This window comes from Streptomyces sp. NBC_01198, from assembly GCF_036010485.1.
Taxonomy (GTDB): Bacteria; Actinomycetota; Actinomycetes; order Streptomycetales; family Streptomycetaceae; genus Actinacidiphila.
Window position 1 is genome coordinate 6,793,938 of sequence record NZ_CP108568.1, and the last position, 23,259, is coordinate 6,817,196.

Here is a 23,259-nt window from a genome sequence, read left to right on the forward strand (position 1 = left end):
CTCCCTCCGAGCCCCTGCGTGGGTGCCACTTGCGGTGGCGTTTCGCCTGCAGCACCGTCGTGGCTTGTCGCGCAGTTCCCCGCGCCCCCTGGTGGCTTGCCCTCTGCGCAGAGGGTGCGCGTTTTTCGCGGGCGCGGGGAACTGCGCGCTCAGCCCCCGTGGCGGGAAAGGCGCGACGCCACCGCAAGTGGCAACCCCCTTAGGCGCCCCAGGACAAAAAACGTCGTGTCGGTGCGGTCTGTAAGAATCGGACGGTGACCGCCGAAGAAGGCCCTGCGCCCGAGCAGCTGGCTCTGATCCGCGCCACGGCGCGCGAAGCCAAGGCCAAACCCCGCACCTGGCGCGGAGCGCAGTTGGCCGAGGGGCTCCCGGTGGCGCGGGTGCTGGTCGACAAGGGGCTGCTGCACCTGGACCAGTTCTTCGACTACGCCGTACCCGCCGCGATGGACGCGGACGCCCAGCCCGGGGTCCGGGTGAGGGTGCGGTTCGGCGCCCGGGTGGTGAAGGGGCGCCGGGAGGGCGGCACCCTCCATGACGGCTTCGTCGTCGAGCGCCGGGCCGACAGCGACTACACCGGCCCGCTCGCACCGCTGGCCCAGGTGCTGTCCGCCGAGGTCGTGCTGACCCCGTCGCTGCTGGCGCTGTGCCGGCAGGTCGCCGACCGTTACGCGGGCGCCCTCGCCGACGTCGTCCAGCTCGCCGTACCGCCGCGGATGGCCCGCGCCGAGCGGGACCCCTCGCCCGATCCGCTGCCGGCGCCGCCGGTGCCGGAGCCCGACAGCTGGGCCCGTTACGCCACCGGGCCCGCGTATCTGCAGGCCCTCGCCCGCGGCGACATCCCCCGGGCGGTCTGGCTGGCGCTGCCGGGTCCGCACTGGCCCGCCGAGCTGGCCCGCGCCATGGCGGCCACGCTCGCCTCGGGGCGCGGCGCGCTGGCCGTGCTGCCCGACGGGCGCTCCGTGGCCCGCGCCGACGCCGCACTCACCGACCTGCTCGGTGACGGCCGGCACGTGATGCTCACCGCCGACGCCGGCCCGGAGGAGCGGTATCGCCGCTGGCTGGCGGTCAGCCGGGGCGCGGTCCGCGCGGTCGTCGGCACCCGGGCGGCGATGTTCGCGCCCGTCGCCGACCTGGGCCTGGTCGCGCTCTGGGACGACGGCGACTCCAGCCACGCGGAACCGCACGCCCCGCAGCCGCACGCCAGGGACGTCCTGCTGCTGCGGGCCGCGGAGGAGCGCACCGCCTTCCTGCTCGGCGGCCTCACCGGCACCGTCGAAGGCGCGCAGCTCGTCGACAGCGGCTGGGCGCTGCCGCTGGCCGCCGCCCGCGAGCAGGTACGGGCCGCGGCGCCGCTGATCCGTACCGTCGGCGACGCCGACCAGGCCAGGGACGCCGCCGCCCGCGCGGCCCGGCTGCCCTCGCTGGCCTGGCAGGTCACCCGTGACGCCCTCGCCCGCGGCCCGGTCCTCGTCCAGGTGCCCAGGCGCGGCTACGTCCCCAGGCTCGCCTGCGACTCCTGCCGCGCGGCCGCCAGGTGCGCGGCCTGCGCCGGTCCGCTGGAGCTGCGTGACAAGGGTGGTACGCCGTCCTGCGGGTGGTGCGGGCGGCCCGCGGCCGACTGGCACTGCCAGGAGTGCGGCGGGTTCCGGCTGCGGGCCCAGGTGGTGGGGGCCAGGCGGACCGCGGAGGAGCTGGGCCAGGCCTTCCCCAAGGTGCCGGTGCGGACCTCGGGGCGCGACACCGTGCTCGCCTCGGTCGGCGCCGCGCCCGCCCTGGTCATCGCCACGCCGGGCGCCGAGCCGGTGGCCGACGCCCCCGGCTACGCGGCCGCCCTGCTGCTCGACGGCTGGGCGCTGCTCAGCCGGCCCGACCTGCGCGCCGGGGAGGAGGCGCTGCGCCGCTGGGCCGCGGCGGCCGCGCTGGTGCGCTCGGCGGAGGAGGGCGGCACGGTGCTGGTGCTCGCCGAGCCGACGCTGCGGCCCGTGCAGGCGCTCGTACGGTGGGATCCGGCCGGGCACGCGGTGCGCGAACTGGCCGAACGCGCCGAGCTGCGCTTCCCGCCGGTGTCGCGGATGGCGTCGGTCAGCGGACCGGCCGCCGCCGTGGCCGAGCTCCTCGCACTGGTGCGGCTGCCGCCAGGCACCGACCAGCTCGGGCCGGTGCCGACGCCGTCCGGCGGCGAACGCCTGCTGCTGCGCGTCCCCCCGGGGAACGGCGCCGCGCTGGCCGCGGCGCTCAAGTCCGGGCAGGTGGCCCGTGCCACCCGGGGCGGCGGCGACCCGGTCGCCGTCCGCCTCGACCCGACGGACATCGGGTAGCCCGCCCCCCCGTTCCGGGCGACGGGGCGACGGGGCGGCGGGGCAGCAGGGAGTCCGGCGGCTCAGCCGTTGCGCGGGCTGGGCAGTACGGGGTCGGTCGGCATGGAGCGGGCCGCCGGCACCGTGGGCAGCGGCTGCTCCTCCGCCGCTGAGGACGGGGGCGCGGCCGACCGACGCCCCCCGTAGCGGCGGTGCACCGCCTGTTTGGTCACCCCGAGTGCGGAGCCGACCGCGTCCCAGGAGAAGCCGAGCGAGCGGTCGAACTCGACCGCCGCGGTGACCAGCGTCTCGACGCTGTCGCGGAGTTCCTGCGCGAGCCGCACGGTGGGGGCGGGCGCGCGGCCGTAGACCACGAAGCCGGCCGTGGGGCCGCTGCGCCGCGGCCGGTACACATTCCCCAGTTGAGCGGTGAGGGTCCGCAGCGCATCCACCTGCCGGCGGACCCTTTCGATGTCCCGCACCAGCAGGTGCAGACTTGCCCGCGCCTGGGCGTCAGGGGTTGCGTGGTCGGGCATCAACAGGCCTCTCCAACCGACGGTTACATGGGTCAAACTCTCTTGACCAACGCGCCACCGGCCCTCGGAGTCACGCCCCGGGGGCGTGCGGCCGGTGTACACCCCCTGGTGCGGGCCCAACTAGAATCGGCAGCCGTCCCCGTCCGGCAGGAGAAGCCCCCCGTGACCGTCAAGCCCATCCGCCTGTTCGGTGACCCGGTGCTGCGCATGACCGCGCAGCCGGTCACGACCTTCGACGCGGAACTGCGGACCCTGGTCAAGGACCTGACCGAGACGATGCAGGCCGCCCCGGGCGCGGGCCTGGCCGCTCCGCAACTGGGCGTGTCGCTGCGGGTGTTCACCTACTTCGTGGACGGCGAGCTGGGCCATCTGATCAACCCGGAGCTGACCTTGACCGAGGAGGAGCAGGACGGCCCCGAGGGCTGCCTGTCGCTGCCCGGGCTGAGGTACGACTGCCGGCGGGCGTTCGGCGTGGTCGCCCGGGGCGTCGACATGTGGGGCGAGCCGGTCACCGTGGAGGGCACGCAGCGGCTGGCCCGCTGCATCCAGCACGAGACCGACCACCTGGACGGCATCATCTTCGTCGACCGGCTCGATCCCGAGCAGCGGGCGGCGGCGATGCTGGCGATCCAGCAGGCCGAGTGGGCGGGGGAGTCCGCGCCGCAGGTCAGGATCTCCCCGCACGGCACGCCGGGCCTTGCTCTGTGACACCGTCGATCCGAGAGGCACACCCCGCACGATGAAGCTCGTCTTCGCCGGCACCCCCGAGGTCGCCGTACCCGCGCTCGACGCCCTGATCGCCTCCGGGCGGCACGAGGTCGCCGCCGTCGTGACCCGGCCGGACGCGACGGCGGGCCGCGGGCGCAAGCTCGTCGCCAGCCCCGTCGCCGAGCGGGCGGCGGCCGCCGGGATCGAGGTGCTCAAGCCGGCCAGGCCCCGGGACGAGGACTTCCTCGCCCGGCTGCGGGAGATCGCCCCCGACTGCTGCCCGGTCGTCGCCTACGGTGCGCTGCTGCCCAAGGTCGCGCTCGACGTGCCCGCCCGCGGCTGGGTCAACCTGCACTTCTCGCTGCTGCCTGCCTGGCGGGGCGCCGCCCCGGTGCAGCACTCGGTGATGGCCGGCGACGAGGTCACCGGGGCGTCGACCTTCCTGATCGAGCAGGGGCTCGACTCCGGCCCGGTCTACGGGGTCGTCACGGAGGAGATCCGCGGCACCGACACCAGCGGCGACCTGCTGGGACGGCTCGCGGTGAGCGGGGCGGGACTGCTGGTGGCCACCATGGACGGCATCGAGGACGGGCGGCTGTCCGCGAGGCCGCAGCCCGACGAGGGCATCACGGTGGCGCCCAAGATCACCGTCGAGGACGCGGCCGTCGACTGGGCGGCGCCCGCGCTGCGGGTCGACCGCCTGGTCAGGGGCTGCACTCCGGCGCCCGGCGCCTGGACCCTCATCAACGGTGAGCGCCTCAAGCTCGGCCCCGTCTCCCCGGCGCCCGAGCGTACGGACCTGGCACCTGGTGAGCTGTCGGCCGGCAAGAACGCCGTGCACGTCGGCACCGGGAGCCACGCGGTGCTGCTCGGCGAGGTCCAGCCCCAGGGCAAGAAGCGGATGCCCGCCGCCGACTGGGCCCGCGGCACCCACCTGCCCGCGGGCACGGTCCTCGGCCGCTAGGCGGTGCCGGGCGCCGGGGCCGGACGCCGGGGCCAGCGGCCCTGTGCCGGACAAGGCCCGGCGCCCAGGACGTAGGCTGGCCGGGGTCGAGGACGAGGATGCGGAGCACATTGAACGTGAAAGACCAGCAGCGCCGCCCACAGGGCACACCGTACCGGCGCCCGCAGCGGGACCCGGTACGGGTGCTCGCGTTCGAGGCGCTGCGGGCCGTCGACGAGCGGGACGCCTACGCCAACCTCGTGCTGCCGGGGCTGCTGCGTGCCGCCGAGCGGGAAGCGGTGGCCAAGGGCCGGGAGTTCGACCGGCGGGACGCGGCGCTCGCGACGGAACTGGTCTACGGCACGCTGCGGCACCAGGGGACGTACGACGCGGTGCTCGCCGCCTGCGTGGACCGGCCGCTGCGCGAGGTCGACCCTCCGGTGCTCGACGTCCTGGCCCTGGGGGCGCACCAGCTGCTCGCGACCCGGATCCCGGCCCACGCGGCGGTCTCCGCGACCGTCGACCTGGCACGGGTGGTGCTGGGGGAGGGCCGGGCGCGCTTCGTCAACGCCGTGCTGCGGCGGGTCGCCGCGCAGGACCTGGCCGGCTGGCTCGACCAGGTGGCGCCGCCCTACGACGAGGACGCAGAGCAGCACCTCGCCGTCGTGCACTCGCACCCCCGGTGGGTCGTCTCCGCGCTGTGGGACGCGCTCGGCGGCGGCCGGGCCGGCATCGAGGACCTGCTGACCGCCGACAACGAGCGGCCCGAGGTCACGCTGGTGGCCCGGCCCGGCAGGGCCACGGCCGCCGAGCTCGCCGCGTCGCTGCCCGACGGCTCGACCGAGCCGGGCCGCTGGTCGCCCTACGCCGTACGCCTCGCCGAAGGCGGCGACCCCGCCGCGGTGGACGCGGTACGCGAGGGCCGGGCGGGCGTCCAGGACGAGGGCAGCCAGCTGGTGGCCGCCGCGCTGGCCGCGGTGCCGCTCGCCGGCCGCGACGAGCGCTGGCTCGACGGATGCGCCGGGCCCGGCGGCAAGGCCGCCCTGCTGGCCGGACTCGCGGCCGGGCGCGGTGCCACGCTGGTCGCCGCGGAGAAGCAGCCGCACCGGGCGAGGCTGGTGTCCCGCGCGCTGGCCGGCAATCCCGGCCCCTACCAGGTCGTGGTGGCCGACGGTACGCGTCCCGCGTGGGCGCCGGGGTCCTTCGACCGGGTGCTGGTCGACGTGCCCTGCACCGGTCTGGGCGCGCTGCGCCGCAGGCCCGAGGCGCGGTGGCGGCGGCGCGAGCAGGACGTGAAGAACTTCGCGCCCCTGCAGCGCGGGCTGCTTGCGGAGGCGTTGCGCGCGGTGCGGGTGGGCGGGGTCGTGGCCTACGCCACCTGCTCGCCGCATCCGGCCGAGACCGCCGCGGTCGTCCGGGACGTCCTCGGTGCGGCCTCCGCCTCCGGCGACGGTGCCGCCGACTGGCTCGACGCCCGCCCCTTCTTCCCGGGCGTCCCCTCCCTGGGCCCCGGCCCCGACGTCCAGCTCTGGCCCCACCTCCACGGCACGGACGCGATGTATCTCTCCCTCCTCCGCCGCACCGCCTGAGCCTGCGGCCCGCGCTCCCGGGGGTGAGTGCCACCTGCGGTGAGCGTCCGCCTGCCGCGCCGTCGTGGCTAGTCGCGCAGTTCCCCGCGCCCCTGACAAACGCTCACCCTCTGCCCACAGGCCAAGCCCCCAGGGGCGCGGGGAACTGCGCGCTCAGCCCGGGACGCCGGAAGGAGGCGCCGCCACCGCAGGTGGCACCCCCCTCAGGGGTGCGGGGAGGTGCGCGTCAGGTGTGAGGGGAGCCAGATGCGGTCACCCAGGTCGAGCGCAATCGCAGAGACCAGCACCGACCGCACGACAAACGTGTCGAGCAGCACCCCGAAAGCCACGGCGAAGCCGATCTCCGCGAAGCCCACCACCGGCAGTGTGCCGAGCACGGCGAACGTCCCGGCCAGCACCAGACCGGCCGAGGTGATGACGCCGCCGGTGGCGGCGAGCCCGGTGCGCACCCCCTCCCGCGTGCCCAGCGCAGCGCTCTCCTCCCGGATACGGGTCATCAGGAAGATGTTGTAGTCGATGCCGAGGGCGACCAGGAAGACGAACACGAACAGCGGGAAGGCGGTGTCCTCGCCGGCGTATCCGAGGACGTGCCGGAAGACGAGGGAGCTGACGCCGAGCGCCGCGGCGAAGGACAGCACCACCGTCGCGATCAGTACCAGCGGTGCGACCAGGGCGCGCAGCAGCAGCCCCAGGATCACCAGCACGACCAGCAGGATCAGCGGGATGAGCAGCTTGTCGTCCCGGGTGGACGCGTGCGCGGTGTCCTTCTGGACGGCGGTGCCGCCGCCGACCTCGGCGTCGGCGCCGGGGATCTTGTGCAGGGCGGCGCGCGCCCGGCCCACGGTGGCGGCCGCGGCCTTGCTGTCGGGGCGGTCGGCGAGGGTGGCCTCCAGGTAGACCCGGCCGTTCTTCTGGGTGGTGATGCCCTGCGGGGTGCCGACGGAGGCGGGGACGACGCCCGGGAGCGCCCGGAGCGCGGCGCCCACCTGGGCGGCGGTGCCCGCGCTGGCGACGACGACCATCGGCTGGCCGCCGCCGGCCGGGAAGTAGCGGTCCTGGACGCGCTGCCCGACGACCGAGTCGGGGGTGTTGGTGAAGGTGTCCGCACCGGACAGGCCGTCTGCCTTGAGGGCGAAGAGGCCGAGGGCGAGCCCGCCGAGCACCACCACCGTGGTCACCCAGACCATGCGCGGCCGGACGCTGATCCGGCCGCCGATCCGCGCCCACACCCCGGTCCTGGTCGGCTCGGGGGTGCCGACGTGCGGGACGGCCGGCCAGAAGACCCAGCGCCCGACGATCACCAGCAGCGCGGGGAAGAGCGTGATCATCGCGAGCAGGGCGACCGCGACGCCGACCGCGGCGACCGGCCCGAGGCCCGAGGTGGAGTTCATGTCCGCGGCCAGCAGGCACAGCATGCTCAGCGCGACGGTCGCCGCGCTGGCGATGACCGCGGGGCCTGCCCGGTGCAGGGCGAGCGCCATCGCCTCGTGCCGGTCGTCGTGGCGGCGCAGTTCCTCCCGGTAGCGGGCCACCAGCAGCAGCGCGTAGTCCGTACCGGCGCCGAAGACCAGCACGGTGAGGATGCCCGCGCTCTGCCCGTTGACCACCAGGCCTGCGTGCCTGGCCAGCAGGTAGATGAGCGCCTCGGCGGTGAAGAGGGCCGCGACCACCGAGAGCACCGGCATCAGCAGCAGGCTGAGGCTGCGGTAGGTGATCAGCAGGATCACCACGACCACGCCGAGTGCCGCATAGAGCAGGGTGCCGTCGATGCCGGCGAAGGCCTTGCTGGAGTCGGCGGCGTAACCGCCGGGCCCGGTGATGTGCGCCTGGAGCCCGCCGGAGTCCTTCGTCGCGGTGGCCCGCAGGTCGTCGACCGCGTCCTGGAGCGAGGTCCAGCCGCTCTTCTCGACGGTGATCGGCACGATGACCTGGGCGGCGCGCGGCGCCGCCTTGCGGTCGAGCAGCGGGCCGACGGTTCGGGTGCCGGTGATGCCGTGGGCGGTCATCGCGCGCATCGTGGCGGTGTTCCGGCCGATGGCGGCGACATCGGCCGGGGTGAGGCCGCCGGGCCGGGTGTAGACGATCACCGCGGGGGAGGTCTCGGGGACGAAGTCCTTCTGGAGGGCGAGGACCTTGGTCGACTCCGCCTTGCCCGGCAGCCAGCTGGCCGCGTCGTTCTTCTCCGCGTCCGTCAGCTTCTGCGCTAGCGGCGCGAGCGCCACCAGCACGATCAGCCACAGCGCCAGGACGACCCATTTGCCGCGCCGCCCGCACACCAGGTGTGCCATCCGTCCCGCTCCGCCCGCCATCCGCGTGATCCCCCAGATCCGCTCGGTGGTGCCCCCGTGCCCCCCGGTGCGTGTGCGGCGGAGGGCGGCAGGGCCACAGCATCGCACCGGCGTGCGCTTCCCGTCCGGGAGTTCGCGGATGCGCCAGGAGCCGGTCACGCAGCGCGTTCGGCGGGGCGGTGGACCGGGTTTTCCCGGGGGTCCGGGATCTGGTTTGCTGGGCGTATGAGCGTGCAGATCAGCCCCAGCATCCTTTCCGCGGACTTCGCCCGGCTCGCCGAGGAGGCGAAGGCCGTCGAGGGCGCTGACTGGCTCCATGTCGACGTGATGGACAACCACTTCGTGCCGAACCTGACGCTGGGTCTGCCGGTCGTGGAGTCGCTGCGCAAGGCGACGGGTACGCCACTCGACTGCCATCTGATGATCGAGAACCCGGACCGCTGGGCGCCGGCCTACGTCGAGGCGGGCGCCTCCTCGGTGACCTTCCACGCCGAGGCGGCCGCCGCCCCGGTCCGTATCGCCCGGGAGATCCGCGCCAAGGGCGCCCGCGCCGCGATGGCACTCAGGCCCGCCACGGCGATCGAGCCGTACGAGGACCTGCTGCCGGAGCTGGACATGCTGCTGATCATGACCATCGAGCCGGGCTTCGGCGGCCAGCAGTTCCTGGACATCATGCTGCCCAAGATCCGCCGCACCCGGGCGCTGATCGAACGGCACGGTCTCGACCTGTGGCTGCAGGTGGACGGCGGGGTGTCCGCCGAGACCATCGAGCGCTGCGCCGAGGCGGGCGCCGACAACTTCGTGGCCGGCACCGCGGTCTACGGCGCCGACGACCCGGCGGCGGCGGTACGGGCGTTGCGCGAGCAGGCCGCCGGGGTCCACCGGCACTGACCGCGGACCTTTGGGCTACGCGCCCGTAACCCCCGGCGTCTGCGAGGATGGGCAGGGAGCCGATCAGCTGGGCAACTGGGGAGAACCGACGTGAGCACAGGTCGCACGCACGTGCGCATGGGCCCCGGAGAGATGGTCCAGGCGGCGGCGATGGCGCGTCGCTTCTACCTGGAGGGCAAGTCCAAGATCCAGATCGCCGAGGAGTTCGGCGTCAGCCGCTTCAAGGTGGCCCGGGTGCTGGAGACCGCCCTCGAACGCGACCTGGTGCGGATCGAGATCCGGGTCCCCGCCGAGCTGGACGCCGAGCGCTCCGACGCGCTGCGCGCGCACTACGGGCTGCGGCACGCGGTCGTCGTGCAGACCCCGGCCGACCAGGCGGACGCGCCCGACCCGGAGAATCTGGGCGCGGTGGCCGCCGGCCTGCTCGGCGAGCTGGTCAGTGACGGCGACGTCCTGGGACTGGCCTGGGGGCGCTCCATCATCACCATGGCCAACGCGCTGGACCGGCTCGCCCCCTGCACTGTCGTCCAGCTCACCGGGGTCTACGACGTGGGCACCGCCGAGCGCGGCTCGGTCGAGGCGGTACGCACCGCGGCGGCGGTCTCCGGCGGCGAGGCGCACCCGCTGTACGCCCCGATGGTGCTCGCCGACCCGGCGACCGCGGCCGCGCTGCGGGCCCAGAGCGGCATCGCGGCGGCGATGGGCTACTACGACAAGGTGACCGTCGCGGTGGTCTCGGTCGGCTCGTGGGAGGCCGGCATCTCCACCGTGCACGACGCGCTCACCGACGCCGAGCGGGAGCACTACGCCGGGCTCGGGGTGGCCGCCGAGATGTCCTCCCACCTCTTCGACTCCCAGGGCCGCCGGGTCGGCCGTGACCTGGGCGAACGCTGCATCACCATCGACGCGGACCGGCTGCGGCGCATCCCCGAGGTGCTGGCCATCGCGGGCGGTACGCGCAAGGCCGCCGCGATCGACGCGGTGCTGCGCTCCGGCCTGGTCACCAGCCTGGTCACCGACACCGCGGCCGCCGACCAGCTGCTGCGCTCCACCGCGGCCGCCCGCCGCCCGGCGCTGGACCGCGCCGACCCCGACGGGTCCTGAGAGCCCCCCGCCGCACCGGCGCGAAGAGCGCCCCGCCGCACCCGGGCGCGCTGCCGCGCCGCCGGTGACCTGCTGTGGCAGCATCGGCGCATGCTCGTGCTCGACCTGGCCGGCGTCGGCGACCGGCAGGCGTTCATGGATCGGTGCACCGCCGACCTGGCCCTGCCCGACTGGTTCGGCCGCAACTGGGACTCCCTCGCCGACTGCCTCACCGATCTGTCCTGGTGGCCGGTGGAACCCGGCGGTCGCCGGCACCTGCACGTCCGCGACTGGCACGGTTACGCGGAGGCGCTGCCGCGCGAGTGGCGGATCGTGAAGGACATCCTGCGGGACGCCGAGCTGTTCTGGCGGGACACCGACACCGAGCTCTCGGTCGTCCTGGAGGACTGACCGGGGGGCGGCTGGAGGAACGGACAGCCGGCGCCGGCAAGAGCCGGATGTTCATCCGTAGGCAGCGCCGCCTCGCACATGCAAATATGAAGTACGTGCGTTTCCTCAACGATCTGCAGCCTCCGTACGACCTGACGTACGACGACGTTTTCATGGTGCCGAGCCGCAGCGCGGTGGGCTCCCGCCAGGGGGTGGACCTCAGGTCCCCCGACGGGACGGGCACCACCATTCCGCTGGTGGTGGCGAACATGACCGCCATCGCCGGCCGACGGATGGCCGAGACGGTGGCCCGCCGCGGCGGCCTGGTCGTCATCCCGCAGGACATCCCGATCGACGTCGTCGCCGACGTGGTCGGCTATGTCAAGCAGCGCCATCTCGTGCTGGACACCCCGATCACCCTGGCGCCCGGCCAGACCGTCGCCGACGCGCTGTCGCTGCTGCCCAAGCGGGCGCACGGGGCCGGCGTGGTGGTCGAGGACGGCCGCCCGGTCGGCGTGGTCACCGAGTCCGACCTGACCGGCGTGGACCGCTTCACCCAGCTGTCCGAGGTGATGTCCACCGACCTGCTGGTGCTGGACGCGGGCATCGACCCGCGGGAGGCCTTCAACCGGCTGGTCGACGGGCACCGCAAGCTCGCCCCCGCGGTCGACGCGGACGGCCGGCTGGTCGGCATCCTCACCCGTACGGCCGCGTTGCGCGCCACCCTCTACCAGCCGGCGGTCGACGCCGACGGCCGGCTGCGGATCGCCGCCGCGGTGGGCATCAACGGCGACGTGGCGGGCAAGGCCGCCCAGCTGCTCAAGGCCGGCGTGGACACCCTGGTGGTGGACACCGCGCACGGCCACCAGGAGTCGATGATCGCCGCGGTGCGCGCGGTCCGGGCGCTGGACCCCGGCGTGCCGCTGGTCGCGGGCAACGTGGTCGCGGCCGAGGGGGTGCGCGACCTGATCGAGGCGGGCGCCGACATCGTGAAGGTCGGGGTGGGCCCCGGCGCGATGTGCACCACCCGGATGATGACCGGGGTGGGCCGCCCGCAGTTCTCCGCGGTCATGGAGTGCGCCGCGGAGGCCCGCAAGTACGGCAAGCACGTGTGGGCGGACGGCGGGGTGCGGCACCCGCGGGACGTGGCGATGGCGCTGGCGGCCGGCGCGTCCAACGTGATGATCGGCTCGTGGTTCGCCGGCACCTACGAGTCGCCCGGTGACCTGCAGCAGGCCGCGGACGGGCGGCTGTACAAGGAGTCCTTCGGGATGGCCTCGGCCCGCGCGGTCCGCAACCGCACCAGCGAGGAGTCGGCCTACGACCGGGCGCGCAAGGCGCTGTTCGAGGAGGGCATCTCCACCTCGCGGATGTTCCTCGACCCGGCGCGGCCCGGTGTGGAGGACCTGATCGACTCGATCATCGCCGGGGTGCGCAGCTCGTGCACCTACGCCGGTGCCGGGTCGCTCGCGGAGTTCGCGCGCAACGCCGTCGTCGGCATCCAGAGCGCCGCGGGATACGCCGAGGGCAAGCCCTTGCACGCCAGCTGGCAGTAGCCGGAGGTAGCGTCGGGGCTCGTGCCGCTGAACGAACTCGACGAACGCATCGTCCACGCCCTGGCCGTCGACGCCCGCCGCTCCTACGCCGACATCGGCGCCGAGGTGGGCCTGTCGGCGCCCGCCGTCAAACGCCGGGTCGACCGGCTGCTGGCGGCGGGCGCCATCACCGGTTTCACCGTACGGGTCGACCCGGCCGCGCTCGGCTGGCAGACCGAGGCGCTGGTGGAGCTGTACTGCCGCCACAACACCTCGCCCGCGGACATCAGGCGGGGCCTGTCCCGCTACCCCGAGGTGGCGTCCGCCTCGACCGTGACCGGCGAGGCGGACGCGGTGGTGCAGGTCTTCGCCGCCGACGTGCGGCACTTCGAGCAGGTACTGGAACGTATCGCCGGTGAGCCGTTCGTGACCCGTACGAAGTCGGTGCTGGTGCTCTCGCCGCTGCTCCGCCGCTATGGCGCGGGCAGTCCCGGCTGATCCGACCTGCGGCTTTACCAAGTCATGCCACTGTTTATGGATTTTGTCCGTATTTCTGGGTTTTGCCGGAATCTCCCGGGTAATCCGTTCATTGACCGTTCCCAGGTCACGGCAGCCCCGAGGAGGCGACATGATCACGCGCGAACAGATACCCCAGGTGGTGGGCCATCCGGTCCATGACGCCGAAGGCAAGAAGGTCGGCGATGCCAAACACATGTACCTGGACGACAAGTCCGGAAACCCCGAGTGGGTGACGGTCAAGACCGGGTTCTTCGGCAGCAACGAGACCTTCGTGCCGACCCGTTCCGCGCGGCTGGTCCAGGACCATCTGGAGGTGCCGTACCCGAAGGAGAAGATCAAGGGCGCTCCCAACGTGGACGTCGACTCCGGCGGCCACCTGTCGGTCGAGGAGGAACAGCACCTCTACCGCTACTACGGCATCGAGCGGACCGGCGAGAAGGACATGGACGCCGGGACGGCCCCGGCGGCGGCAGGCACCGCAGGGGCTGCTGCGGGCGCGGGCACCGCGGCGGCCATGAAGCCCGGCGGTGACATGGACACCGACACCACCCGGGACGCGGACACCGGCACCCCCGACATGGACAAGACCACCACCGCCGGCGCCGGATCGGGCGCGGCCTACGCGGCCGGCCGCAGCGGCTCCGCGGAGCGGCTGGGCGCGGGCGACGTCGAAGCCGAGGCCGACGCCATGACGCGCTCCGAGGAGGAGATGCACGTCAAGGTCGAACGGCACGCCGCGGGGAAGGCCCGGCTGCACAAGTACGTCGAGGTCGAGGAGGTCGAGCAGACCGTGCCGGTCAGGCACGAGGAGGTCAAGCTCGAACGCGAACCCCTCAGCGCCACCGACCGCGAGGCGCTGCGCTCGGGAGCCGACATCAGCGAGGCGGAACGCTTCGTGACGCTGCACGAGGAGAGCCCCGTGGTGGAGACCGAGGTCGTCGCCAAGGAGCGGGTACGGATGCGCGTCGAGGAGCACGTCGAGCAGAAGAAGGTGCACGGGCGGGTCCGCAAGGAGCGGATCGAGGCCGACATGGACGAGCCGAGCGATGCCCTGCCGGGTACCGACGACCCGAGCCGGGGCGGCCGCCCGGAACGCTGACCGCCGGCCCCGCACGGCGCCCGGACCCCTCCCCGGAGGCGTCCGGGCGCCGCCGCGTTCGGCCCCGGCGGGCACCGCACGACGCCCGGAGCCGCCGTCGCGCAACGAATCACCGCGCAGGCGGCCCGAGACGCAACGGATCGCGCCCGCAGGCGCAATGTTCGGCCCTTCCCTGCGCGGGCGGCAGCCGTTAGCGTCGAAGGTGCCCCCGTACCCCGCCTGACCAGCAGAAAGAGGCCGCCTTGCGGATCGCGATCGCCCAGGGGATCGCCCCGGGACCCGACGCGCTGGACGCGGCGGCGGCGGAGGCGGCCGGGCACGGCGCCCGGCTGCTGGTCACGCCCGAGCTGTCGCTGACCGGCTACGCACGCGGGCTGCGGGGCGCGATGCCGGCGGACGACATGGTCGGGGAGATCGCCGCCCGGCACGGGGTCGCCGTCGTCCACGGCGGGCCCGAACGGGACGGCTCCGCCGTCTTCAACACCGCCCGGCTGACCGGCCCCGACGGGGCGACGCTGGCGGCGTACCGCAAGACCCACCTGTACGGCGACCAGGAGCGCGCCGCCTTCACCCCCGGCGACCGGCTGGTCGTCCAGGCCGACCTGGACGGCGTCAGGATCGGCCTGCTGATCTGCTACGACGTCGAATTCCCGGAGGCCGTCAGGGCGCACGCGCTGGCCGGCACCGAACTGCTCGCGGTGCCCACCGCCCTGATGCGCCCTTACGAGTTCGTGCCGCGGGTGCTCGTCCCCGCCAGGGCGTACGAGAACGGCCTGCACATCGCCTACGCCAACCGCTGCGGCCCGGAGGGCGACCACGACTTCGCCGGGCTGAGCTGCCTGGCGGGACCCGACGGCGAGATACGCGCCCGGGCCGGATCCGGGCCCGAGCTGCTGATCGCCGAGGTCGACCCGGCACGCAACGCCGACGCGCGGGCGGCCACGCCGTACCTGACCGACCGCCGCCCCGATCTCTACCGCAGCCCCGCCAGGAGCCCCCGCCCATGACGTCCGTGCCCACCGCCGTCCACGACGAGCAGCACATCGCGGCGCAGACCGAACCGCCCATCACCATGTTCGGCCCGGACTTCCCCTACGCCTACGACGACTTCCTCGCCCACCCCGCCGGGCTCGGCTCGGTGCCGCCCGCCGAGCACGGCACCGAGGTCGCGGTCATCGGCGGCGGCCTGTCCGGCATCGTCACCGCCTACGAGCTGCTGACGATGGGCCTGCGCCCGGTGGTCTACGAGGCCGACCGGATCGGCGGCCGGCTGCGTACCGTCGGCTTCGACGGATGCGACCCGGGGCTGACCGCCGAGCTGGGCGCGATGCGCTTCCCACCGTCCTCCACCGCCTTCCAGCACTACGTGGACCTGGTCGGGCTGGTCACCAGGCCCTTCCCCAACCCACTGGCGCCCTGCACCCCCTCCACGGTCGTCGACCTCAAGGGGGAGTCGCACTACGCCACCTCGGTGGCTGACCTGCCGGAGGTCTACCACCAGGTCATGCACGCCTGGAACGCCTGCCTGGAGGACGGCGCCGACTTCTCCGCCATGCAGCGCGCGCTGCGCGAGCGCGACGTGCCGGCGATCCGGGCGATCTGGTCGGCGCTGGTGGAGAAACTGGACAACCAGACCTTCTACGGCTTCCTGTGCGACTCGCCGGCCTTCCGGTCCTTCCGGCACCGGGAGATCTTCGGCCAGGTCGGCTTCGGCACCGGCGGCTGGGACACCGACTTCCCCAACTCCATCCTGGAGATCCTGCGGGTGGTCTACACCGGCGCCGACGACGACCACCGCGGCATCGTCGGCGGCAGCCAGCAGCTCCCGCAGCGGCTGTGGGAACGCGCCCCGGACAAGGCCGTGCACTGGCCGAGCGGTACCTCGCTCGCCTCGCTGCACGGCGGCGAGCCGCGCCCGGCCGTCACCGGCCTGCACCGCACCGCAGGCAACCGGATCACCGTCACCGACGCCACCGGCGACCTGCGCTCGTACAAGGCGGCGGTCTTCACCGCCCAGTCCTGGCTGCTGCTGTCGAGGATCTCCTGCGACGACGCGCTCTTCCCGATCGACCACTGGACGGCGATGGAGCGCACCCACTACATGGAGTCCAGCAAGCTCTTCGTGCCCGTCGACCGTCCGTTCTGGCTCGACCAGGACCCGCGCACCGGCCGCGACACCCTGTCGATGACGCTGACCGACCGGATGACCCGCGGCACCTACCTGCTGGACGACGGCCCCGACCGGCCCGCCGCGATCTGCCTGTCCTACACCTGGTGCGACGACAGCCTGAAGTGGCTGCCGCTGAGCGCGCACGAGCGGATGGAGGTGATGCTCAAGTCGCTCGGCGAGATCTACCCGGGCGTCGACATCAGGAAGCACATCATCGGCAACCCGGTGACCGTGTCATGGGAGAACGAGCCGTGGTTCATGGGCGCCTTCAAGGCCAACCTGCCCGGTCACTACCGCTACCAGCGGCGGCTGTTCACCCACTTCATGCAGGACGCGCTGCCCGCCGACCGGCGCGGTCTCTTCCTGGCCGGCGACGACATCTCCTGGACCGCCGGATGGGCCGAAGGCGCCGTGCAGACCGCGCTGAACGCGGTGTGGGGCGTCATGCACCACCTCGGCGGCGGCACCGACCCGCTCAACCCGGGCCCCGGCGACCGCTACGAGGAGATCGCGCCCGTCCTGCTGCCCGAGGACTGACGCCCGCCCACCGGCGTCAGCAGCAGCCGGCCGACCAGCCCGACGCCGGCGTCCAGCCGGCTCACGCACTCCTCGAAGGCGTCGTCGCTGCGGCGCAGCGCCCACAGCAGCCGGGCCGCCGCCCAGGCGGCGTCCCTGGCCCTGGCCAGCGACCACGACCCGACCAGATGCGTCAGCGGATCGGCCGCCTCCAGCACGTCAGGGCCCGGCATCAGCAGCTCCCTGACCTCCACCTCGATCACCGTCAGCGCCTCACCGACCCGGTCGAAGTCCGCTTCGAGCTCCGGCAGTTCGCGGCCCGTCGCCCGGCAGGTGTCCAGCACCGCCAGCGCGAGGTCGTGGCCCACATGGGCGTTGATACCTGCCAACGCGAACTGCAGCGGCCGGATGCCCGGGTGGGCGCGCAGCCGCAGCAGCGGCCGCCAGCACGCCGGCGCCCTGCGGCCCGCCGCGTCGTCAGCCACCGCCGCGAGATACCGCCCGGCGAACCGTACGGCCAGCTCGGCGGCGGCCACCCGGTCCGCGAAGTCCCCGGCGGCCAGCCGCCGCCGCACCTCCTCGGTCACCGCGACATAGACCCGGTTGAAGACGGCGACCCCGTCGCCGTGCGGCAGCCCCGCGTCCACCCCTCGCATCCGGTCGAGCACACCGCCCACATCCGTCATCATGCGTCCCAGTCTGCGCACCCGGCGCCGCCGGCTCCCGCGGCACGCCGCAGCCGGTCACCGCCGGTGGACCCCCGCGGACACCGACCCGCTGATCGGGGGAGTGCCACGCCCTGGATAGCCGGGCGCGGACGACGCATGCTGGAGGGGTGGACCGACCAGAACTTGCCGACTTCCTGCGCCGCAGCCGCGACCGGCTGGCCCCCGCCGACGTGGGGCTGGGCGGCGGCGCCCGGCGCCGCACCCCGGGCCTGCGCCGCGAGGAGGTGGCCCAGCTCGCCGGGATGTCAGTGGACTACTACACCCGCCTCGAACAGGCGCGCGGCCCGCACCCGTCCCGGCAGATGCTCGGCGCGCTCGCCCGCGCCCTGCGGCTGACCACCGACGAGCGCGACCACCTCTTCCACCTTGCGGGCGAGGAACCGCCCCGGGAGACCGGCTCCAGCGGGTACGTACGCCCCGGCCTGCTGCTGATCCTGGACCGGCTGCACGACACGCCCGCCCAGGTCGTCAGCGACATCGGCGACATCCTGGTGCAGAACGCCATGGCCTCCGCCCTGCTCGGCGACGTGTCCACCCGCCCGCCGGGGATGCGCAACGTCGTACGCCGGGCCTTCACCGAGCCCTCCGGCATGGACATCTTCCCGCCCGAGGACCACGAGACGCTGGCCCGCAGCCACGTCGCGCACCTGCGGGCGGTGCTCGCCGCCCGCCCCGACGACCCGCGGGCGGCCGGCCTGGTGGCCGAGATGCGCGCGGCGAGCGAGCTCTTCGCCCGGCTGTGGGCCGAGCACGAGGTCGCGGTCCGGCGCTCCGACACCAAGCGGATCAGGCACCCGATCGTGGGGGAGATGGAGCTGGACTGCGAGGTGCTGCTCAGCTCGGGACACGGCCAGCGGCTGATCGTCTACACCGCCCGGCCCGGCACCGCCGCGTACGAGCGGCTGCAACTCCTGCGGGTGGTCGGTATGCAGGACCTGACGACCGGCTGAGCCGTGCCGTCAACTCCCGGACAGGGCAGGGAAGATGGCGGCGCGCCTGTGCCATGGCGTAATCCCGCGGAATGAAATGCCCGTTGCGGGCTCCCCGATTGGCGGGGCGCGCCGGTACCGTGGTTCTCGGTTCGGCGGGCGCGATTCCCCCGTGCGCGTCCGCCGAACTCCCCTGACCTGCCGCGTTGCGACCACTCCCGCGGCTGCACCCCATGACGACGCCGGGCGGCGGACGAGACCGCCCCGGCTCCCACTCCGGTCGGGCCCGCCTGCCACCCGGCGGGCTCAGTCGGCGGTGACGTGGGCCGGCGAGGGCGAGCCCGCCACCTTCACCGCGGTCGGCCGGACGACGCCCGCACCCACCACCAGACCCAGCGTCAGCACCGTGACCAGCGTGAAGGACACCGTCAGCGAGCTGGCGCCGGCGATCCCGCCGATCGCCGCGGGCGCGATGAGCCCCGAGGTGTACGTGACGGTCGCGACACCCGCGATGGCCTGGCTCGGATTCGGCCCGCTCCGCCCCGCGGCGGCGAAGCACAGCGGGACGACCACCGATATGCCCACGCCGATCAGCGCGAAGCCGGCGATCGCCGGGACCGGCGCGTGCGAGAGCACCACCAGCAGCCCGCCGCCGGTCGCGACCACCCCGCCGGCCCGGATCGCCGTCACCGCGCCGAGCCGGCGCACCGCGAAGTCACCCAGCAGCCGGGCCGTCGCCATCGTGCAGGAGAAGGCGGTGTACGCCAGCGCCGCCACCGCGGGCGAGGCGTTGGCGATGTCGCGCAGGTAGACCGCGCACCAGTCGGCGCTGCCGCCCTCGGCGAAGACCCCGCAGAAGCCGATCGCCCCGATCACCAGTGCCGCACGCGGCGGCAGCGCGAACCTCGGCGGCGCGGCCTCGTCCGCCGCCGGGTGCAGATCGGGCACCTTGGCACACACCAGGAAGCCGATCACCACCAGCGCGCCGGCCACCGCACCCAGATGGATCCGGCCGTCAAGCCCCGCATGCGCGGCCGGCACGCCGATCGCGGCGCCGGTCAGGGTGCCGACGCTCCACATCCCGTGCAGCCCGGACATGATCGACTTGCCCTTGTGCTCCTCGACGGCCACCCCGAGGGCGTTCATCACCACGTCCGCCATCCCGGCGGAGCCGCCGAAGACCAGCAGCGACAGGCACAGCCACGGCAGCCCGGGCGCCAGCGCCGGCAGGGCGAGCGCGGCGCACCACATCCCGAGCAGCAGCCGCAGCGCGGTCCGCGACCCGAGCTTGTGCATCAGCCGCCCGGCCAGCGGCATCGTCAGCATCGACCCCACCGCGGGACACACCAGCGCGATGCCCAACGCGCCGGCGCTGAGCCCGAGATGGTCCTTGATCCAGGGAATCCGGGTGGCGAACGTGCCCTGCACCGCGCCATGCACGGCGAAGATGGTGGCGATCGCCATATGGGCGGTGCGTACCTTCGCGGGGGCCCACCGGGCCGCTGGAGGACTCATGGGCGGTAAACTATCAGGAAGCCTGCCTGAAAGTTAAGACACCGGGGCCGTCTGGAAGGATCGCCGGCATGACCGTGACCCGCGCGCAGCCCGGCCTCAACGCCTCACCGCGTACGGCCAGGGCGATCAACGACCGGCTCGCCCTGCGCCTGCTCCAGCAGGAAGGGCCGCTCACCGCCGCGCAGCTGAAGGAACTCACCGGCATGTCCCGGCCCAGCGTCGCCGACCTGGTCGAGCGCCTCCAGGACTCCGGCCTGATCGAGGTCGTCGGCGAGTCCGGCGCCGCCCGGCGCGGCCCCAACGCCCGCGTCTACGGCATCGTCGCCCACCGCACGCACGTCGCCGGTCTCGACGTCCGCATCGACAGCATCGGCGTCGAGATCGCCGACCTCCTCGGCCGCACCCAGGCCAGGGCCGACCTGGCCGTCCCCGCCGACGCCGACCCGGCCCGCACCATCGAGGCCGGCGTCGGCCTCCTCCTCGGCGCGGCCGCCGGCAAACCCCTGCACACCGTCGCCTTCGGCGCGCCCGGCCTGATCAACCCGGTCACCGGCCGGCTCAGCACCCACGGCGAACTCCCCGGGTGGCACGGCGACCTCGTCGACGAGGTACGCAACCGGCTCGGCGTGCCCGTCCTGCTGGAGAACGAGGTCAACCTCGCCGCCATCGCCGAGCAGCGCGAACGCGGCGGCGCCGCCGGGGACACCTTCGTGCTGCTCTGGATCGGCGGCGGCGTCGGAGCCGCCCTCGTCCTCGAAGGGCGCCTGCGGCGCGGCAACTCCGGCGGCGCCGGCGAGGTCGGCTTCCTGCCGATCTCCGCGAGCGGGCGGCTGCCGACCTCCACGAACTGCGACGACGGCTTCCACGGGCTCGTCGGCAGCCGCGGGGTCTGCGAGCTGGCTCGCGCCCACGGCCTTTCCGCCCCCGGCTCCGACGCGGCGGCCGCCGCCGCTGCCGTGCGCTCCGGCACCCCGGCCTTCCTCGACGAGCTCGCCGCCAGGATCGCCGTCGGGGCGGCGGCGGTCTGCGCCGTGCTCGACCCCGGGCAGGTCGTACTGGCCGGCGAGGTCGGCTCCGCCGGTGGGCCCGACCTGGCCGAGCGCGTCTCGGCCCGCCTCTCCCGCCTCTCCCCCCTCCGCACCGAGGTCCGCCCCACGGCGGTCCCCGCCGGCCCCATCCTCCGCGGTGCCGTGATCACGGCGATGGATTCCGCCCAGGAGACCCTCTTCACCCCTGCGGCCTGACCCCCGCCCCAGGGGGCCGCCCCGGTCGCGGGGTGCGCCCGCGCCCGCGGCCCGGGGGCCCGCCACCGCCGGCGGGCCGCCACCCGTGGGCGGGGGCACGCCCGTGCGGGGTGCAGGCCGCCACCGCCGGCGGGTGCGCGTCCGTGGGGGGTTTCCCGCGCCTGGCGGCGCGGGGTGTTTCCCACCCTCCCCCACGGCTCCGCGTGGGGGAGCCCCCAGACCCGTGCGGATACGACGTCGTCTGCGGGTCTTCTTGTGGGGGGTGGCCCGCCATCGGCGGCTGTTACGGCCGTGCGTGCGGGGGCGCCGCAGGCGTTCGTGCGGGCAGGCGTGACGCCCGCGGCAAGGGTGCCCGGGGAGTCATCCACCTTCCCCGGGGGCGGGTGCGGGAGGGGGTGCGCAGGTCCCGACGCCTCCTCCTCAGCCAGTGTCGGCAGGGGGCCGCCGGCGGCGGGGAGGAGACGGTCCGGGGGTGTCCCCGCAGGCATGCGCACAACTCCCGCTGGAACATCCCGTAAGAGCCATGGTGCGCAGGCCGAGGAGATACCCCCGGGGCGGCACCGACCCACCTACCAGCGGCACCCGCACCCGACAAAACACCCGCACGGGTGGGCGGGCGGGCAAAAAACCCCTGGAGCCCAGCATGGAACCCGTGGCAGACTGGACCTCGTACCAGTGACGTTTGCGCACTCCGGGGTCGGTGTAATTCCGAACCGGCGGTTACAGTCCGCGACCCGTCCGCAGCCAGCGGCCGGTTGACCAGGTGAAATTCCTGGACCGACGGTGAAAGTCCGGATGGGAGGCAGTGCGCGGCGGGCGTTCACAACGGTGCGCCGCCGCAGGGCGGGCCGCTCAGGCCCGCGTCGTGCCGGTGCCCCGGACGTGGAGACGTCCGCTCACCCCGGAGTCCGTGCCCGATGCGGCAGGAGGACCCGGTGGCCACCACGGACACCCCAGACGGGCGGCGCCCCGACGGCACGCCCCGTGCCCCAGGCACAGCCATGGGCGCAGCCCGAGGCGCGACCCCGGGCACAGCCACGACCGAAGCCGACGCGATGCGCCGGGCCATCGCGTTGTCGGCTCGCGCGCTGGGCGCCACCGCCCCCAACCCCGTCGTCGGCTGTGTGATTCTCGACACGACGGGCGCCGTCGTCGGCGAGGGATGGCACCGCAAGGCCGGCGGCCCGCACGCCGAGGTGCACGCGCTGCGCGCGGCGGGCGAGGCGGCCCGCGGCGGCACCGCCGTGGTGACCCTCGAACCGTGCAACCACACCGGCAGGACAGGCCCGTGCGCCCAGGCGCTGATCGAGGCCGGGGTCGCCCGGGTGGTGCACGCGGTGTCCGACCCGAGCCCGGCCGCGTCCGGCGGGGCGGCCACGCTGCGGGCGGCGGGCGTGGACGTGGAGAGCGGGCTGCTGGCGGCCGAGGCCGAGGCGGTCAACGTCGCATGGCTGACGTCGGTGCGCCGCGGCCGCCCGTACGTGCGCTGGAAGTACGCGGCCACGCTGGACGGCCGGATCGCGGCCGCGGACGGCAGCAGCCGCTGGATCACGTCGGCCGAGTCGCGTGCGGACGTGCACCGACTGCGGGCGGAGGCGGACGCCGTGGTGGTCGGCTCGGGCACGCTGCTTGCCGACGACCCGCACCTGGCGGTGCGCGGCGTCGAGGGTGCGGTGCAGCCGCTGCGGGTGGTGGTGGACTCCCGGGCGCAAGTCACCCCGGCCGCCCGCGTGCTGGACGACAGCGCGCCGACGCTGATCGCGGTGTCGAAGGACGCCGACACCACGCACCTCCCCGGCGTGGACGTCCTCCGCCTCCCGTACGCGCCCGACCTGGGCCCGGCCGCCCACGAAACGAAGCCGGCCGAAAGCAGGCCGGCCGAAAGCAAGCCAGCCGAAAGCAGGTCAGAGGAATTCAAGCCGGCTGAAACCGAGCCGGCCGAAGCCAAGGAGACCGCCCCCACCGGCCTCGACGTGCCGACCCTGCTCGCGGAACTGCACGCCCGCGGCGTCCGCTCGGTCCTGCTGGAGGGCGGGCCGACCCTCGCCGGCGCGTTCGTGGCCGCCGGGGCCGTCGACGCGGTCGTCGGCTACCTGGCGCCGGCGCTGCTCGGCGCCGGCCCCGCCGCCCTCGGCCCGGCAGGAATCAGCACCATCGCGCAGGCGTTGCGGCTCGACGTGACCGATGTCGCCCGCCTCGGGCCCGACCTGCGTATCACCGCCGTCCCCACTGGCACCCCCACCCACATCGCCGTCCCCACTGCCGCACAGGAGAAGTGA

19 protein-coding genes and 1 riboswitch are annotated in these 23,259 nt (G+C 74.4%); of the genes, 15 read left to right on the forward strand and 4 right to left on the reverse strand.

Annotated elements, in window-relative coordinates; all coding sequences use genetic code 11:
• The first annotated feature begins 254 nt into the window (after positions 1-254).
• Positions 255-2,318 (forward strand): primosomal protein N', encoded by a 2,064-nt coding sequence (locus OG702_RS30260; RefSeq protein WP_327292114.1) that lies wholly within the window; start codon positions 255-257, stop codon positions 2,316-2,318.
• A 62-nt stretch (positions 2,319-2,380) separates the two neighbouring features.
• Here OG702_RS30260 and OG702_RS30265 read toward each other — a convergent pair whose 3' ends face one another.
• On the reverse strand, positions 2,381-2,833 hold the full coding sequence (locus OG702_RS30265; RefSeq protein WP_327292115.1) for a hypothetical protein: 453 nt from the start codon (positions 2,831-2,833) through the stop codon (positions 2,381-2,383).
• Between the two features lie 162 nt (positions 2,834-2,995).
• Here OG702_RS30265 and def point away from each other — a divergent pair, with 162 nt between their 5' ends.
• The 3 genes from def to OG702_RS30280 all read left to right on the forward strand — a co-directional run bounded on the left by def (position 2,996) and on the right by OG702_RS30280 (position 6,073).
• A complete protein-coding gene (gene def, locus OG702_RS30270; protein WP_327292116.1) occupies positions 2,996-3,541 on the forward strand; it encodes a peptide deformylase in 546 nt (181 codons plus the stop codon).
• Positions 3,542-3,572: 31 nt separating this feature from the next.
• On the forward strand, positions 3,573-4,505 hold the full coding sequence (fmt, locus tag OG702_RS30275) for a methionyl-tRNA formyltransferase (RefSeq protein WP_327292117.1): 933 nt from the start codon (positions 3,573-3,575) through the stop codon (positions 4,503-4,505).
• Between the two features lie 116 nt (positions 4,506-4,621).
• The gene (locus OG702_RS30280; protein ID WP_327292118.1) at positions 4,622-6,073 is read left to right on the forward strand and encodes an RsmB/NOP family class I SAM-dependent RNA methyltransferase; all 1,452 of its coding nucleotides are present in this window, start codon (positions 4,622-4,624) and stop codon (positions 6,071-6,073) included.
• 203 nt (positions 6,074-6,276) lie between these two features.
• Here the strand turns inward: OG702_RS30280 and OG702_RS30285 are convergent, their stop codons facing one another.
• A complete protein-coding gene (locus OG702_RS30285) occupies positions 6,277-8,382 on the reverse strand; it encodes an MMPL family transporter (protein ID WP_327292119.1) in 2,106 nt (701 codons plus the stop codon).
• Between the two features lie 204 nt (positions 8,383-8,586).
• Here OG702_RS30285 and rpe point away from each other — a divergent pair, with 204 nt between their 5' ends.
• The 8 genes from rpe (at position 8,587) to OG702_RS30325 (ending at position 16,585) form a co-directional block, all read left to right on the forward strand.
• Entirely contained in the window at positions 8,587-9,252 is a 666-nt protein-coding gene (gene rpe / locus OG702_RS30290) for a ribulose-phosphate 3-epimerase (protein WP_327292120.1), read from the forward strand.
• 117 nt (positions 9,253-9,369) lie between these two features.
• A complete protein-coding gene (locus OG702_RS30295) occupies positions 9,370-10,356 on the forward strand; it encodes a sugar-binding transcriptional regulator (protein WP_327293431.1) in 987 nt (328 codons plus the stop codon).
• A 90-nt stretch (positions 10,357-10,446) separates the two neighbouring features.
• Positions 10,447-10,746, forward strand: a complete 300-nt coding sequence (locus OG702_RS30300; protein WP_327292121.1) for a barstar family protein — start codon at positions 10,447-10,449, stop codon at positions 10,744-10,746.
• An 86-nt stretch (positions 10,747-10,832) separates the two neighbouring features.
• Complete coding sequence (locus OG702_RS30305; RefSeq protein ID WP_327292122.1) at positions 10,833-12,281, forward strand: GuaB1 family IMP dehydrogenase-related protein; 1,449 nt, start codon at positions 10,833-10,835, stop codon at positions 12,279-12,281.
• 21 nt (positions 12,282-12,302) lie between these two features.
• Positions 12,303-12,758 (forward strand): Lrp/AsnC family transcriptional regulator, encoded by a 456-nt coding sequence (locus tag OG702_RS30310; RefSeq protein WP_327292123.1) that lies wholly within the window; start codon positions 12,303-12,305, stop codon positions 12,756-12,758.
• A 130-nt stretch (positions 12,759-12,888) separates the two neighbouring features.
• Entirely contained in the window at positions 12,889-13,878 is a 990-nt protein-coding gene (locus OG702_RS30315; RefSeq protein WP_327292124.1) for a PRC and DUF2382 domain-containing protein, read from the forward strand.
• 242 nt (positions 13,879-14,120) lie between these two features.
• The gene (locus tag OG702_RS30320; protein ID WP_327292125.1) at positions 14,121-14,885 is read left to right on the forward strand and encodes a carbon-nitrogen hydrolase family protein; all 765 of its coding nucleotides are present in this window, start codon (positions 14,121-14,123) and stop codon (positions 14,883-14,885) included.
• A complete protein-coding gene (locus tag OG702_RS30325) occupies positions 14,882-16,585 on the forward strand; it encodes a flavin monoamine oxidase family protein (RefSeq protein ID WP_327292126.1) in 1,704 nt (567 codons plus the stop codon). Before OG702_RS30320 ends, OG702_RS30325 begins: the two co-directional genes overlap by 4 nt.
• Here the strand turns inward: OG702_RS30325 and OG702_RS30330 are convergent.
• A complete protein-coding gene (locus OG702_RS30330; RefSeq protein WP_327292127.1) occupies positions 16,546-17,253 on the reverse strand; it encodes a DUF5995 family protein in 708 nt (235 codons plus the stop codon). The genes OG702_RS30325 and OG702_RS30330 overlap by 40 nt on opposite strands.
• 146 nt (positions 17,254-17,399) lie before the next feature.
• On the opposite strand from OG702_RS30330, the gene OG702_RS30335 reads away from it, so the two are divergent.
• Positions 17,400-18,242 carry a helix-turn-helix transcriptional regulator gene (locus tag OG702_RS30335; protein WP_327292128.1) on the forward strand — a complete coding sequence of 281 codons (843 nt, stop codon included), beginning with the start codon at positions 17,400-17,402 and terminating at the stop codon, positions 18,240-18,242.
• Between the two features lie 285 nt (positions 18,243-18,527).
• On the opposite strand, the gene OG702_RS30340 is transcribed toward OG702_RS30335, so the two are convergent.
• The gene (locus OG702_RS30340) at positions 18,528-19,736 is read right to left on the reverse strand and encodes an MFS transporter (RefSeq protein ID WP_327292129.1); all 1,209 of its coding nucleotides are present in this window, start codon (positions 19,734-19,736) and stop codon (positions 18,528-18,530) included.
• 68 nt (positions 19,737-19,804) lie between these two features.
• Here OG702_RS30340 and OG702_RS30345 point away from each other — a divergent pair, with 68 nt between their 5' ends.
• On the forward strand, positions 19,805-20,980 hold the full coding sequence (locus OG702_RS30345) for an ROK family transcriptional regulator (protein ID WP_327292130.1): 1,176 nt from the start codon (positions 19,805-19,807) through the stop codon (positions 20,978-20,980).
• 682 nt (positions 20,981-21,662) lie between these two features.
• Positions 21,663-21,793, forward strand: a riboswitch (FMN riboswitch).
• Between the two features lie 188 nt (positions 21,794-21,981).
• The gene (gene ribD, locus OG702_RS30350) at positions 21,982-23,259 is read left to right on the forward strand and encodes a bifunctional diaminohydroxyphosphoribosylaminopyrimidine deaminase/5-amino-6-(5-phosphoribosylamino)uracil reductase RibD (protein ID WP_327292131.1); all 1,278 of its coding nucleotides are present in this window, start codon (positions 21,982-21,984) and stop codon (positions 23,257-23,259) included.

Excerpts from the sequence above, each read along its gene's own strand:
- OG702_RS30300 (WP_327292121.1), top strand. The coding sequence starts at position 10,447 with ATGCTCGTGCTCGACCTGGCCGGCGTCGGCGACCGGCAGGCGTTCATG.
- OG702_RS30330 (WP_327292127.1), bottom strand. The coding sequence starts at position 17,253 with ATGATGACGGATGTGGGCGGTGTGCTCGACCGGATGCGAGGGGTGGAC.
- OG702_RS30345 (WP_327292130.1), top strand. The coding sequence starts at position 19,805 with ATGACCGTGACCCGCGCGCAGCCCGGCCTCAACGCCTCACCGCGTACG.
- OG702_RS30325 (WP_327292126.1), top strand. The coding sequence starts at position 14,882 with ATGACGTCCGTGCCCACCGCCGTCCACGACGAGCAGCACATCGCGGCG.
- ribD (WP_327292131.1), top strand. The coding sequence starts at position 21,982 with ATGGGCGCAGCCCGAGGCGCGACCCCGGGCACAGCCACGACCGAAGCC.
- OG702_RS30305 (WP_327292122.1), top strand. The coding sequence starts at position 10,833 with ATGAAGTACGTGCGTTTCCTCAACGATCTGCAGCCTCCGTACGACCTG.
- rpe (WP_327292120.1), top strand. The coding sequence starts at position 8,587 with ATGAGCGTGCAGATCAGCCCCAGCATCCTTTCCGCGGACTTCGCCCGG.
- OG702_RS30265 (WP_327292115.1), bottom strand. The coding sequence starts at position 2,833 with ATGCCCGACCACGCAACCCCTGACGCCCAGGCGCGGGCAAGTCTGCAC.
- OG702_RS30315 (WP_327292124.1), top strand. The coding sequence starts at position 12,889 with ATGATCACGCGCGAACAGATACCCCAGGTGGTGGGCCATCCGGTCCAT.
- OG702_RS30285 (WP_327292119.1), bottom strand. The coding sequence starts at position 8,382 with ATGGCGGGCGGAGCGGGACGGATGGCACACCTGGTGTGCGGGCGGCGC.
- OG702_RS30340 (WP_327292129.1), bottom strand. The coding sequence starts at position 19,736 with ATGAGTCCTCCAGCGGCCCGGTGGGCCCCCGCGAAGGTACGCACCGCC.
- OG702_RS30295 (WP_327293431.1), top strand. The coding sequence starts at position 9,370 with ATGGGCCCCGGAGAGATGGTCCAGGCGGCGGCGATGGCGCGTCGCTTC.
- fmt (WP_327292117.1), top strand. The coding sequence starts at position 3,573 with ATGAAGCTCGTCTTCGCCGGCACCCCCGAGGTCGCCGTACCCGCGCTC.